This is a genomic window from Saprospiraceae bacterium, from assembly GCA_016715965.1.
Lineage (GTDB): Bacteria > Bacteroidota > Bacteroidia > Chitinophagales > Saprospiraceae > Vicinibacter.
This window is the reverse complement of the sequence record JADJXG010000001.1, coordinates 1,021,970-1,036,911: the sequence shown is the minus strand read 5'-3', so window position 1 is coordinate 1,036,911 and position 14,942 is coordinate 1,021,970. Positions and strand designations below refer to the sequence as shown.

7 protein-coding genes are annotated in these 14,942 nt (G+C 41.2%); 3 read left to right on the top strand and 4 right to left on the bottom strand.

What is annotated here, in order from left to right; genetic code table 11:
• Positions 1-32: 32 nt before the first annotated feature.
• A complete protein-coding gene (locus IPM48_03665) occupies positions 33-1,379 on the top strand; it encodes an agmatine deiminase family protein (protein ID MBK9270670.1) in 1,347 nt (448 codons plus the stop codon).
• Positions 1,380-2,406: 1,027 nt separating this feature from the next.
• On the opposite strand, the gene IPM48_03660 is transcribed toward IPM48_03665, so the two are convergent.
• From IPM48_03660 to IPM48_03645, 4 genes are read right to left on the bottom strand one after another with little or no spacing between them, the layout of a single operon-like run.
• Complete coding sequence (locus tag IPM48_03660; GenBank protein MBK9270669.1) at positions 2,407-2,883, bottom strand: hypothetical protein; 477 nt, start codon at positions 2,881-2,883, stop codon at positions 2,407-2,409.
• A gap of 9 nt (positions 2,884-2,892) precedes the next feature.
• Positions 2,893-3,438 (bottom strand): DUF4199 domain-containing protein, encoded by a 546-nt coding sequence (locus IPM48_03655; protein MBK9270668.1) that lies wholly within the window; start codon positions 3,436-3,438, stop codon positions 2,893-2,895.
• 10 nt (positions 3,439-3,448) lie between these two features.
• Positions 3,449-4,726, bottom strand: a complete 1,278-nt coding sequence (gene pyrC, locus IPM48_03650; protein MBK9270667.1) for a dihydroorotase — start codon at positions 4,724-4,726, stop codon at positions 3,449-3,451.
• 1 nt (position 4,727) lies between these two features.
• On the bottom strand, positions 4,728-6,758 hold the full coding sequence (locus tag IPM48_03645) for a BatA and WFA domain-containing protein (GenBank protein MBK9270666.1): 2,031 nt from the start codon (positions 6,756-6,758) through the stop codon (positions 4,728-4,730).
• 166 nt (positions 6,759-6,924) lie between these two features.
• Here IPM48_03645 and ruvA point away from each other — a divergent pair, with 166 nt between their 5' ends.
• Together ruvA and sprA are read left to right on the top strand one after the other, a co-directional pair.
• A complete protein-coding gene (ruvA, locus tag IPM48_03640) occupies positions 6,925-7,515 on the top strand; it encodes a Holliday junction branch migration protein RuvA (GenBank protein ID MBK9270665.1) in 591 nt (196 codons plus the stop codon).
• A 92-nt stretch (positions 7,516-7,607) separates the two neighbouring features.
• On the top strand, positions 7,608-14,936 hold the full coding sequence (sprA, locus tag IPM48_03635) for a cell surface protein SprA (protein MBK9270664.1): 7,329 nt from the start codon (positions 7,608-7,610) through the stop codon (positions 14,934-14,936).
• Positions 14,937-14,942 lie beyond the last annotated feature (6 nt).

Below are 14,942 nucleotides of genomic sequence, written 5' to 3'. Positions count from 1 at the left end.
ATTTTTAGTTTTGTGCCATAAAGCGGGTAAATATGAGCAAAGTACGTAATCGTATTTTAGGAGGGGTCTTTTTTTGTATGTTGCTGTTATTCTTCCTAGGGAAGTTTCCAACCACTACCTCCTACTTCACAAAAAATAGCCTAGACAAATCAGAATTTTATTTACCTGCTGAATTCGAACCACAAGATGCTGTTTGGATGTCAAGTGATGACAGTTCTGCTTTCAGACCTGTACGTGCTGGTATTATCCGGGAGCTTATGCCCTATGTTAAATTGAATGTAGTGGCTGAATCACAGCAGTCTTTGAAGGAATGCAAAGATTATTTGCAATCTGCTTTTATTGATGTGGATAAAATTAATTTTCAAATCATGACCGGCAATGATTATTGGATGCGCGATCATGGAGCTACTTTCGTCATCAATGGACTTGGAGATATGAAAGCCGTTGATTTTGGTTGGACACATTACGGTTACAGTCAGTGGCTGGAAGATTATTACGAAGGAGATACGGCCGCCATAAATGGCGCCATGAACTATGTTCCACCCACTCCAAAAGACAGGGTGGACAGTTTGATGGCGGTATCTGCCAATGTGGATGTAATTAAGTCATGGATAAACATTGAAGGAGGATCCCTGGAAGTGAATGGTAAAGGAACGCTCATACTGAATGAGCCTCTGACGCTTGGAAGAAATAAAGGTGCCACAAAAAAGGAACTGGAAGATGAATTTAAAAGAGTACTTGGCGTAACAAACATCATTTGGGTAAAGGAAGGATTGGTTGAAGATCCTCTTGTATGTCAAAATGTGGTAGATGATTATGTAGCCATAGGGACCGGAGGACATACAGATGAATATTTGAGATTTTCTGATCCCAATACAATTTTATTGGCATGGGTGCCCGAAGAAGAGAAAGACCTCCATCCGGTAAATAGGCTTAACTACGAAAGAATGTCCAAAAATTATGAAATCCTTAAAAAATCCAGGGACCAGGATGGCAAATCTTTTAATATTATAAAAGTGCCACTTCCCAATCCGATTTCTACCAGAATCAGGCTCAACCCGGAAGGCCAGTGGGATGGTAGTCTCAATATTCCGGAATGGTTGCTAAAACCAGGCAGTAAATTTAAAGCAGGCGACAGCATGAATCGCCTTGCCACTGCAAGCTATTTAAATTATTTTGTGACCAACAAAGTAGTTTTGTTGCCTACCTATCAGCATGTTGGCACATCGAAATCGAAAGAAATGAAGGTTAAAAGCATCTTTCACGATGCTTTTCCTGACCGCAGCATTATTTTTATCAATGCTCTCCCTCTCAATTGGCGTGGAGGAGGTATGCATTGTGCTTTGCAGCAACAACCATCCAGAAAAGTAGCACCGTAGTAGAGTATCACTTTACATCTGTTCAATATAATTTTTTAAAACAACATTCCTACTTTTTGTCGCGCACGACTGAACGATCCAGGCTAAAAGCTTGGTAGGGTGCGAAAACACTCTAAGTGAAGGAGCCGCGAAAGCGGAGTACCAAAAACGCAGCCTTTTCTAAGTCGGCATCTTCCTTGGTTCTATTGACCTTTATTTGGTTCATTTTGTATGGTTCACTGTTGGGACAGATTTTGGGGGCTGAATATTGACGCACCATAATTTCATAACACTTTGATGGTTTGATTGATGAGTGCATCATAAAAATTTCCGTAAAAGGAAAGAAAATATAAGGCGCTATTTCTAAAATTTATCCTTATTAGGCAGCTGACGAAAAGGTTTGTAATTTTCCTCAATATTTTGATTGAAATATCAGGAAGAATGATGGTTTTCATGCATTTCAATGCGGCCTAGGGCTCCGCAGCTCGGGTACCCAACCAGCGAATTTCGCGGTCATGCTAAAAACTGTCTGAGCCCAACCGAGGAGCTATCCACAATGACGGAGTTGGCGAAGTGGGGATTGTGGAGCCCAGTAAGAAGGTAGAGGCGAGTTTTTTTAGCATAGCGAAAGAGCTGAAGTTGGGTGAGTGAGGAGTCCAGCCGCGAGTTTTCTTTGGTTACTTTCTTTTGACGGCCAAAAGAAAGTAACATACATGAAGTTTAATAAACAAAAGATATTTTTTAAATTGCAATAGCTGTTATGGGGGTTCAATTTTAAAATCACATATTAAAATTTGTATACACTTGTATATCAATAGTCATAAATTCAATTTATATTTATTTTGAATAGGTTTGGTATCACTTTATTCTAGAATTGCCAAAGGATTCGTAGTTGAATCTCAAAGAGCTAAAAAGCAATACTTCTCGAAAGAAATTTGGGGGTAGCTGATCTATATTTCACAAAAGACCCATTTGAAAAAAAAGAAAGGACCAGAAGGTATTTTGGTTTATGGTGGAATTCAGCTATCAATTCTGGGATCAATTCAATTCAAACCTCATTCCGATTCAATTGCTTCCAGATGCTCCAGATCATTTTGAAAGGTATGATCAAAATGCACATCATAAAGCTCACAGAAAAAAAGGTCATCTGGTTTTGTATGTACTTTGCAAGAGCGAATTGATCTGGTCCTTCGACGTGCTGTAATATCTCAGGAAACCCCACCTCATTGATAAAATCTTTAAAACCTGCAAAGGAGTCGATCGTATAAAAAAACAATGGTATCATTAAAAAAGCCAGGACTACTTTAAAATATAACCACCAGGCAAAAGGTGTATAGCTCCATAAAAATATCCAACGCAGTAGTACGGATAAACCAAATACTGCAATAACATTGCCCACCCAAAAATCATATTCGACTTTAAAATAATAAATGGGAAACAAAATCACCACACAAAATAAAAGACTGATGAAATACCACGACAATTCTGAACGGAGGGTCTGGCTGAAAGTTCTTTTTTGACTCATGGTTGGCTTTTAAAATTGATCACCATAAGTTTTGCTGTCAGGATTCCACGGTTCTGCTTTTTTAATCGCCAGAGCGAGCAGACATGCAATGATAAAATAAATTAAAGCAATGAAAGGAATGCTCTTGAGAATTCCCGAGAGGTCAAAACTGTCTGTTGATTCCATCGCCTCCAATGCTTTTTCATATTGTTCCTCACCCATAAAATCTCTCATCTGATCCAACGCTTTCACCTGCAGGGCCATCAATTCCTCTTTTAATTCAGGATCGATCCATTGATACAGCGCATAAGAAAAAAAGTTGAACATCAGAATATAGATCAAACTGCTCACCCACATGGCGGTCATGGCATCTTTCCAAGGTATGATTCCCCCAAAATCTTTTCTGGTCGATATTCCGGAATAATACATGATCCCAATACCCAGGAAGAACAAAATTGCATTTACCCAACTGTTGTGCATGAGAGCATGATCCACCAGATACAATACCATGGTGATTGCGATATAACCCAAACCCCAAAATAATCCAATACGGGCGGCAATGTTGAATTTTTCCATGCTTGACGATTTAAGTGGCTTGCTGCAGCAATTTGCCTTTTTTGAAGATGGCCTCTACCCTCCCCTTCAATTTTTTTCCCACCAAAGGACTGTTTTTCGAAAGTGATTTGATTTGATTCAATTCATACACCCATGTTTTATTGGGATCAAAAATGGTCAAATCAGCCATTGTATTTTCCTCGATGCTTGCCTCTGGCAAATTGAATATTTTTCTTGGATTCAAGGCTACTTTTTCAACCCACAATTCATCAGAAATCTCTTTGTCCAAATTTGTGCGAATCATGCTGTACGCAGTTTCGAGTGAGATCGCTCCAAAAGAAGCAGCCTGAAACTCCAGGTCTTTTTTCTCCGGATTGAGTGGGGTATGATCGCTCACGATGATATCCAATGTTCCATCGAGGACTGCTTTGATCAAAGAATTTCTGTCAGTGGATGCTCTCAAAGGAGGAGACAACTTGAGATTTGCATCGAAGTCCAAGAGATCCTTGTCTTCAAACACCAGATTAAAAACAGAAACAGAGGAGAAAATATTTCTTTGATTTTTCTTTGCATTCCTGATCAGCGAAATTCCTTCAGTGGAAGACAATTTATGAAATAGAAGTTTTGATCCGGAGTATTTTTGAATTTCCAGATCGCGCAAAATACCTGTAATCTCAGACATGGACGGAATACCTCTCAAGCCCATTGACGTGCTGTGGGTGCCTTCGTGCATTTGTCCGGGGCCCGTTAATTCCAGATCAAAAGATTGTTGAATGAGAACGGCATCAGAATAGTATTTCAGATATTCCAAGGCCCTAAGCAGCAATCCGCTTTTTTGAATTCCTTGGGATGCATCACTAAAAGCCACGGCACCAGCTTCTTTCATGCTGTAAAGCTCCGCCATTTCCTGAGATAACAGATTTTTGCTGACGGCTCCTATGGGAAGCAAATCCACATCCAGTTGCTTACTGCTGTCCAGAATATAATGTACTTCGGATTTCGAATGAATGACGGGTTTGGTATCTGGCATAATGCACACCGTAGTGAATCCTCCCGCCGCTGCTGCCGCTGCCAGATGTTTAAAAGTTTCTCTTTCCTCATAACCCGGCTCACCACTGTACGCTCCGATATCTACCCAACCCATCGACACATTGCAACCTGTAAAATCCATTGAGCGCAAAGATTTGCTGGACTTTAGATGGACCCCTATTTTTATAATTTTTCCATCGCGCAGCCACAGGTCTCTCTTTTTTCCATTTAAACTGCTTCCGGGATCGGTTATTTTGAGATTTTTTAAAATGATTTCCATGCTATGAATTCTTCCAAAATCTGATCAGAATACTTTCCAAAAATAGGGATATTACTGCAATCAGAATCAATATCCACCAAAATGATTTTTTCTCAAGGCTCTCTTTCAAAATTTGACCAAGCGCACTTGCGTCCGAAGGCTTGATGATATTTACTTTATCAGCTGTTTTTTCCATCAGTTCCTCTTCCGAATCACAAATAGGGTTTGATTCCATTCGATCCACATTGTAAGCAAAGGTCGTGATTTCCTGGTCAAGCTGTTGTAAAGTATAAAATCCCGGTTTTTGCACTTGTTCATAAATCTCGATTTGCCAATCTTTCATGAGTGGTCTCATCGAAGGCACAAATTCTTCAGGTCCTTTCACCAACAAGCCTGATTCCGGTTTTATCCAGTCATTGGATGGTCTCCACAACACCGTTTGATCTTTCCCAATCACATAAGAGTGTCGAGTGACAGTTTGGTTGCTGATTGCTGCCTTAAAAATAAAGGGCAATAAAACTTCCGGACTTTGGGCCAAATTGGAATAACTCTCATCCCATGGTATTGCAAATACATACAATCGACCATTCTGTACAAGATACTTTGATAAAAAAGTACTGCCGTCTCTGTAACTCATAATTGTTTCCATTGCGCCTCCGGCTTGCATCGCATATTGCCCCTGACTGACGGGCAATTTGATATTTGCATTGGGATGCACGAACACATCTGAGAAAACCTCTCCTTCCAAATCGATGCGGCCTACTTCCTTTCTATTGAGTTCAAATTTTCCAAATCCTGAAATTCCCGCAAGGTTCAAAAAAGAGCGATAGTTTTCATCGCTTATATTTGCCGCAGGAAATAGGATCACATTCGTACCAGATTCCATTGCTTTTTTCAACTCTGCAGCCAAACCAGAACTGATTTCTTTCAAATCGGTCAGGACAATCAATTTGCTTTCTGCCAGCAGCGCATAGTTGAGCGCATTGACAGGTGCCAGGGTGGCAAGAAAGAATGGTATGGATGAAACAGCCGCCTGAAGGTTGGCAGGTACTTTTTGATCATAAATAATTGTGACTGAAAACGTCTCATCAACCGGTGCGCACAAATGGTATTCGTCATCGAAAACAATGGGATAGTCCTTTAATTTCAGACTAATTTTTTGAATTCCGGAACGACCGATTTTCATTTGAATCGTATCTGAAAGACTGGTTTTGGGTTTAATAGAAATCTGACGATGCGGGTATTCTTGTCCGTTCAATCGATAACTAACTCTGATTTGATCAGCCTCCTGATTGCTGTAATTGGTCATTCTATAAACGACGCTGTTGAGTTGATCGGGCACAACAACCGGCTGGATAAAGTAGGCCGTATCAAGAGAAATGTTGCTTTCAGAAATGCTTTGCACTGGTATCAGATAATATTGGACCAGACTATCAAAATGAGTGGGATTCAAATCGGAAATTGATTTTTGGAAATCGCTGATTAAAAATACCTGACCTTGATAGGTGGACATTTTTTCCAGCATTCCGTCAGCTTTTTGAAGAAATTTTGACAGCAAATTAACCCTTGAGGTTTCTTTTATTTCCTCAATCGCTGTAATTGCCTCATCTTTTGACAAAAACCGACTTTGCCGACCACTTAATTCGTGACTGGTTATTGCGATCTTATCAAAATCAGAAAAAGACTGAACAATTTCCAGGGCATGCGCCTTGGCTTGTGAAAACAAAGAACCCTGACCAGATTCGCCATTCATCGAATGGCTATTGTCTATAAATAGAATCACAGCCTTTTGCCCGGCTTTGAGACCTTCATCTTTTGATATAAAGGGTTGGGCAAATGCAAAAATCAGCGCGGCCAATGCCACCATTCTGCAAAGCAATATCAGCAGATTGCGCAGTTTATTGCGATGGGAAGTTTCTTCTACGAGTTCTTTTAGAAATCTGACCTGGGTGAATAATACTTTTTTGTACCTCCTGAAATAAAAAAGGTGGATGATGACAGGTACCGCCAGCAATGCCAATGTCCATAAAAAACCTGAAAATAAAAATTGCATGGCTTAGTAACGCTTTAAGGCGTAAAACTACTTAAATATCGGACACTAAATTTTTTATCACAGCCACCAGAAAGCGGAAATTTTGGTCAAAGGGGATCAATAAATTAACTAAATCAATTAAAAACATATTATTTAATTTGATAATATTATTATTTTTGCGCCCGAAATGATTGCATACATCAGAGGTACAGTAGCAGAATGTCTGCCCACCCACGTCCTGGTAGAAACCGGTGGTTTGGCCTATCACGTCCACATTAGCTTATACACCTATTCCAAAATTAATGGTCAGAATCAGATCAAAATACTAACCCATCTGATCACCCGAGAGGATGGACAAACACTATTCGGTTTTGCATCCGAAGAGGAAAGATCCCTCTTTATACATTTGATTTCGGTCAGTGGGGTGGGTCCCAATACCGCCAGGGTCATTCTGTCTTCCATGGAACCAGAAACGGTCAGACAAACCATTGTAACCGGTGAGGACACGGCTTTCCGGAAGGTGAAAGGAGTTGGACCAAAGACCGCCCAAAGAATTATTGTGGATTTGAAGGACAAATTGAGCAAGGATCTGGGATTTGGTCCTATCCAGCCGGGTTCTTCTAAGTCAACAAAAAGATCAGAAGCCCAATCTGCTCTGTTGGCACTGGGATTTGGGAGAGCTCAGATCGACATGGCCATTCAAAAATTACCGCAGCAGATGTTGGAAGAGGCTGAACTGGAACAAATCATCAAAGAAGTCTTGAAAAATTTAGGATAAAGTCTTCAATCAATATACCTAATTGAATATTCTATCGTTATATACCCCTATTCACCGGAATGTGAATCCTTTTGACAGGTTTTAAAGCGTTTATGAGGTTCTTTTTATTAACCATTTTCTTTCATTTAGCAATCTATTTTCTGGGATACTGCGCCGGTGGTAGAGAACTACCAGATCTGTTTGAGGTTCAGGGGAAAACTTCAATGGCGGATACCATCCCTCTCAAGGATCGTCCTGGTCATTTTCTGGATGAGAAAAACAAAAATCCTTTCGATCTAAAAGATCCAAAAGTGATCGATCAAAAAATAGAATTTGATCCAGTCACCGGCGAATACATTGTGACAGAAAAAATAGCCAATGAACACATTCGCCCTGCCGGAAGCCTCAGTTTTGACGAATTCATGGAGTTTAAAGCTAGACAGCAGGACAGGGAATACATGAGTACCCTGGCAGGTACTTCCTCCGGTAGAAAATACCTCAATGGTCTGGTCGATCCAATTTCCAAAATGGATCTTAAAAGAAATCTGAGTGACAGACTATTTGGAGGACTTGGCATTGAAATCACACCCCGGGGTAATATTGATCTGACAGTCGGGGGATTTTATAGCTTTGTGGATAACCCAATATTGACCGCCAGACAAAAGTGGAATGCCGGACCTGATTTCAAGATGGACATTCAAATGGAAGTGGCCGGTAACATAGGTGACAAATTAAAACTCAATACAAATTACAACTCCCTGTCATCTTTTGATTTTGAGAATCAGTTAAAGCTCAATTATGATTCTGAAAAATTTACCGAAGATGACATCATCAAGAAAATCGAAGCAGGAAATGTGAGTATGCCACTCAGGTCTTCACTGATTAAGGGTAGTCAGAATCTTTTTGGGATTAAAACCGAATGGCTTTTTGGATACCTCAGACTCACAGGATTGATTTCACAGCAAAGGGCAAGGCAGGAAGCCATCAGAACCAAGGGCGGTGGACTCATTCAGGAATTTCAATTGCGACCAGATCAATACGATGAGAACAGACATTTTTTTCTGAGTCAGTTTAATTTTGAAACCTATGAAATAGCCCTTAGCAATCCTCCTGAAGTCAACAGTCAGTTTAAAATCAAAGACATAGAAGTTTGGATCACGGAAGACAATCCAAATTCCCGGGAAGTGAATGTCAGGGACATCATCGCCCTGGCAGACCTAGGTACTTCTGAAGGGCAGGAGTTTGATATGGAAGAATTTAAAGTCCCCAATTTCGTACCAGGTCGCCAATTGGCCAAAGATTTAAGTGGAACAAGATTTCTTCCCACGAATACCAGCAATCGGTTGCTGGAAAAAATACAGGCCATCCCAAATGCCCGAGAGCTGAACGAAGTGGTCAATATTCTGGCCGATCCTGCCGGGCTCAATCTGACCCAGGGGCGAGATTTTGAAAAAGTCAGGGCCAAACGTCTTAATCCCAATGAGTACACCTTTCATCCGGATCTGGGATTTATTTCCCTAAGGATCCGGCCAAGACCCAATCAGGTGGTCGCTGTAGCCTATCAGTACACCTACAATGGTAGAGAGAAAGATCCAAGAACAGGAGCCATTTATAAGGTCGGGGAGTTTGCTTCAGACGTTAAATCAGATTCCCTCACTTTCAAAGTCATGTTTGTGAAAATGCTGAAGTCAACCAATCAAGTGACCAGCAGACCTTCCTTCCGACTCATGATGAAAAATGTGTATCCAATCGGTGGATTTAATGTCAACCAGGAGGACTTCCGATTTGATTTATTCTATGAGTCACAAGATGGAGCACAGCGCAGGTTCATAGATGAAATAGAAGGATTTCCCTTGCTGAATCTTTTTCGTCTGGACAACCTCAATAAAACAAATGATCCCCAACCGGATGGAATCTTTGATTGGATCAATGGTCAAACGGTGATTCCTTCCTCAGGGTCCATTATTTTTCCGGTGTTAGAACCATTTGGTAAATCTTTTCCGCAGCTATTGGACAAGTGGAATCTTCTCACCAATGATCCGGTTTTGAGAGAAGCCGTCATCCAAAAATACTCTTACCCTCAAATTTATGATACCTCCGTGACCTTTGCCAGACAGAATCTACAGGCAAACCAGTTTATCATGAGAGGGTCCTACAAAGCTTCAAAATCAAATGAAATTTTGCTCAACACGGTCGATAGAAATGCCAGGATAACAGTTAGAGCAGGAGCATTGGCGCTTGTTGAAGGTGTGGATTACACCATTGACAGGGCACAGGGCAAGGTAATCATCATCAATGAGGCGCTTTTGCAATCCAACAACACCATCACAGTTGATTACGAAAATAACAATCTATTCAATTTCCAGACAAGAACGATGCTCGGCTTTAGGGCTGAGTATGCTAAAACAAAAGACATTTACATTGGAACAACCTTTATGAAGTTGTTTGAAAGACCTTTTACGCAAAAGGTAAATATCGGGGAAGACCCCATCAACAACAATGTGTATGGCCTGGACTTTGGAATCAACAAACAGGCTGATTGGTTGACGCGGGCATTGGATAAACTGCCTTTGTATAGCACCAAGGCACCTTCCAGATGGTCCATCCAGGGCGAAGGAGCTTATCTCAGACCGGGATATAGCAGAGCCATTAATCAAAACGGAAGTGATGGAGGAGTAGTGTATGTGGATGATTTTGAAGGTAGTGCGACGGGCATTGGACTTTATTTCAATCCAACCAACTGGATATTGGCCACGCCCCCACAGGCTGAGGGAATAGATCCCAACTTCAAAGGGGGTGATTTGCGCAATAATTTGGCAAGTACGGCCAACAGGGCCTTGCTGTCCTGGTATAGGGTGGATCAACTTGCGAGAATTGATGCACCGGATGCAAATTCTCCTTATGGAAGGCTCGTCGATGAACTCGAAATTTTCCCCAACAGACAAAGACCTGTGGGTTTTGCCACCGAGCTCACCTTTGACATCGCCTATTTTCCAAGGGAAAGAGGACCCTATAATTTTGAAATACCAAACGGTTATGATGTGGAAGGTTTCAAATCAGCGGGACTCAATCCGGATTTGACCCTACTATCTCCGGAAACAAGATGGGCGGGAATTATGAGTCGACTCAACACCAATGACTTTGAATTGGCCAATGTCGAATACATTGATTTCTGGATGTTGAATCCATTTATGCCCAAATACGACGGTAGTCCGGTGTCGGGTGATGGAAATATGTACATCCAAATAGGTACTTTTTCAGAGGACATTCTGAGGGACGGAAAGCAACAGTTTGAACATGGTCTGCCAACGCCTTCTCTGTTGTTGCCCACCGATAACAGCTTATATGGCAAGGTGGCTCGCAAACCGCCGATCACCAATAGCTTTGATGTCAATCAAAGGGAGCTCCAGGATTTAGGATTCGATGGATTGAGCAGTATGATTCCAACTGCCTCAAATACTGAAATCGCACATTATGCAGATTACATCAATCTGGTCAGACCCTTTTTATCCCGGGGAGCTGATACAATACTGTTGAAAGATCCGGCCAACGACGATTTTAAGTCTTACCGGGACAACGACTTTCCTGCCAATACAACGGTACTTGATAAATACAAAAGATTTACGATGCCGGAAGGGAATGCCCAGATTCAGGTAGGCAATCAAATATCGACGGCTTATACCTCCTTTCCCGATGTGGAAGACCTCAATCTGGATAAATCACTCAATGAGCAGGAATCTTATTATAGTTATCGCATACCCTTTCTTCACAACAATGGGGTCTGGGTAAAAACAAGATTTGTCACAGATTCCGTAACAATCCCCAAATCAACCGGTACCGAGGTCTGGTATCGATTCAGAATTCCAATTGCTCAGTTTGACAATAAGGTGGGACAAATACAGGATTTCAGATCCATCCAGTCGATGAGATTATTGTTTACCGGATTTGATGAGCAGGTGACTTTCAGAATGATTAAATTTCAGCTTGGAAGAAATACCTGGAGGAGATATTTGTCCGATACCTGCGTATTTGACGGATCTCCGGCGTTGATCCTGGATAAAGTGGACATTGAAGAAAATTCAGCCAAAAAACCTTTCCGGTATATTTTACCACCCGGAATTCAAAGAGAGCGATTTTTCAGCAATCAGTTTGCCGATTTGTTCCAAAATGAGAGTAGCATTCTGATCCGGAAAGATGGATTTGGACCCAATTGCAGCCAATCGGTGTTCCGTCTTGGAGACAACGACTTCAGAAGATACAAGAGACTTAAAATGTTTGTCCATGCAGAGACTCCAGAAGATTTGCCAAAAGAGGCAGTCTCCGTTTTCCTGCGCTTTGGAAAAGATTTTACACAGAATTATTATGAATACGAGATACCGGTCAGACCTTCTACCAGAGGCCTTGATTCAAGTATTTTCCAAAGACAAGACTCCATTTGGTTGGCTGAAAATGAGTTTGATTTTCCAATACAACTCCTGATTGATCTGAAAAACAAAAGGAATCTGGATGGAGTGTCTTATTCTCAATTGTTTGAAAGTTTTGATCCGGAAAAACCGGCAAACAAAGTGAAAATTCTCGGCAATCCAAATGTGGCTTTGGTGAGAGGAATCATGATTGGTATGCGCAACAATACCAACCAAACCATCACTTCTTATGAAATTTGGGCCAATGAATTAAGACTTACCGGACTGGAAGATCGGGCTGGTTATGCGGCATTGGCCAGGGCTGAAGTGACATTGGCGGATCTTGGAAATCTCAGTCTTGCTGGATCTTACACCTCCATAGGATATGGCTCGGTGGATCAAAGATTGCTGGACAGGTCACTGGAAAAAATTACCCAGATTGACGCAACAACCACCCTGGAATTGGGTAAATTTTTGCCCCAAAAATGGAACATTGCCGTCCCATTTAGTGCACAGTTTTCGAATGCCACCAGGACTCCTGAATACGATCCAAATGATTTGGATGTCAAAGTATCAGACAAATTGGCTCAGGCTAGAAACGGTCAGGAACGGGATAGCATCCGCGAGCGGGCCATTGACCAAACAAGCATCAGCGGGTTTGCATTCAATAACGTCCGTAAAAACAGAACCGGCAGCGGGAAACCCATGCCATGGCAAATTGAAAATTTTGCCTTGAGTTATGGACAGTCCTCAACGAACAAGATAAACCCCATTGTGGCAGAAGACTTGGAGGAAAGCAAAAAAGGTAGCCTGGACTATTCTTATTCAATGTCACCTTTGTCCATTGAACCATTTAAGAATCTGGTCAAAAGCAACCATCTGAAGTTTATTTCACAGATCAACATCAATCCCATACCCAATACCATTGCCATCCGGAACAATCTGGACAGGAGATTTTCAAACCGGGTGTATCGTTTTGCTGCACCCAAATACGCAACATGGGAAAGTGTAAAATTTGCCTGGTTTAGAGATTACAATGTAAATTGGGATTTAACCAAATCCATCAAGGTAAATTATGCGGCACAAACGGAAGCCATTGTGGATGAAATAACCTACAACCCCTTGCGTCAGGGACATGTTGATCCCCGCACTTCTGCATTGGTCGAAAGATCTGAAAAAAGACCTTATGTGCTGAAAAATTTAGGAGATTTTGGACGAACCAGAGATTTTAAGCAAAGTGTTGCTTTGAGTTATAATATACCCACAAGACTAATTCCTTTTATGGAATTCATCCAGGCCAGAATTCAGTACAATGCCAGTTTTAATTGGGCTTCTGGCTCTTTGGGTACCATAGACACTTTGGGAAGTGTGATTTCTAATGATCAGTCCATCGTTTTGTCAGGAGAGATTAATCTCCAAACCTTGTACAACAAATCTACCTACCTGCGTCAAATCAATGGAGACAATGCCCCGACGAGAGGCAGACCGGCACCCGGTAGGCCTGATCCTAAAAAACCAGATCCTAAAAACAAAGAAAAACAAAAAAACAGCAAGCGCGTACCGAGTCTGGCCGAGAAAATTTTGATCAGACCATTGATGTCTGTTCGACGCATTCAATTTAATTACACAGAAAACAATGGAAGTACCATTCCGGGATTTACCCAAAGACCTGAATTTTTTGGAATGGACCAGGGGTTTAATTCTCCGGGCTGGGCTTATGTATTCGGAGGACAACCCAATTTTAATCCGGGAGGATTTTTGGACAATGCTGCAAACAACGGCTGGATCACTGACAATATTTATTTCAACAATCAGATGATCAAAAAACACAACAACGTGGCCGGGGTAAAAATGCGACTGGAAGTGGTCAAAAATCTAAATATCGACTTAAATTTTGACCGAAGCTATTCCAATAATTATGATAAGATTTTCAAATTTGATTCTGTAATAGGAACCAATCAAATGGACTTTCAGCATTTTGCACCCTTTGAAACCGGTCAGTTTTCAATTTCCTATGTTTCTTTGCAGACCTTGTTCGGCAGAAACATTGACGATCTTTTCAACGAGTTTTCTGAAAACAGAAAAGTATTTTCTCAAAGGGTAGGAGCCAGATATGGAATCAGTCAACGGAGTGTGCTCAATCCGGATTATGTGGATGGATTTTTGGGTGACCATCAGGATGTAGTGCTACCCGCATTTTTGGCAACTTATTCCAACAAGAATCCAAATTCCGCTGGTTTGGACGTGTTTAAGACCCTGCCACTACCCAACTGGCAAATCAATTATAACGGTCTTGCAAGATTGAATGGATTTAAAGAAATATTTCAAGATTTCTCCATCCGCCATTCTTACAAGAACACACTCACAATGAGTAGTTATAAGACCAATCTTGGTTATGAGGAACAAAACGGAGCTCCCATTCGAAGAAAACAAGATACGACTTTTACAACCTCTTATTTTTCTTTTTATGAAATTCCCGACGTGACCACCAATGAAAGTTTTAGTCCATTGATCGGTTTGAACATTAAGACCAAAAGCAACATTGAGTTGGGTTTTGATTACAACAAGAGTCGCAATCTTTCGCTGAGAATGGCGCTGGATGGTCAGTTGGAAGATCGCACTGCAAGTCAGTTGACGTTTAAATTTGGCTACATTATCAAAAACCTCTACCTGTCCTGGCTACCCGGCGTACCAAAAGTCCCAAAAATTAAACTCTCTTCCAAAAAGAAAAAGAAGAAAGATGAAGATCCGGCGGCAGCCTCAGCGACCAAACCAAAAGGAAACGATCTTCAGATTACCGTTGATTTTGGAATTACCGACAATATCACAAAAGTCATCAGACTCGATGAGAACATTCCAAGTCAACCTGCGCAGGGTTCCAAGGTCTTTAGTTTTACTCCTTCGGTTAGATACAACCTGAATAAAAATTTGAATGTCCGGTTTTTTGTGGACTACAATAAAACAATCCCATATACACAAAGCTCATTTACCAGTGTTCGTTTGAACGGGGGATTGACTTTGCAGTTCCTGTTAAATTAAAGCCGA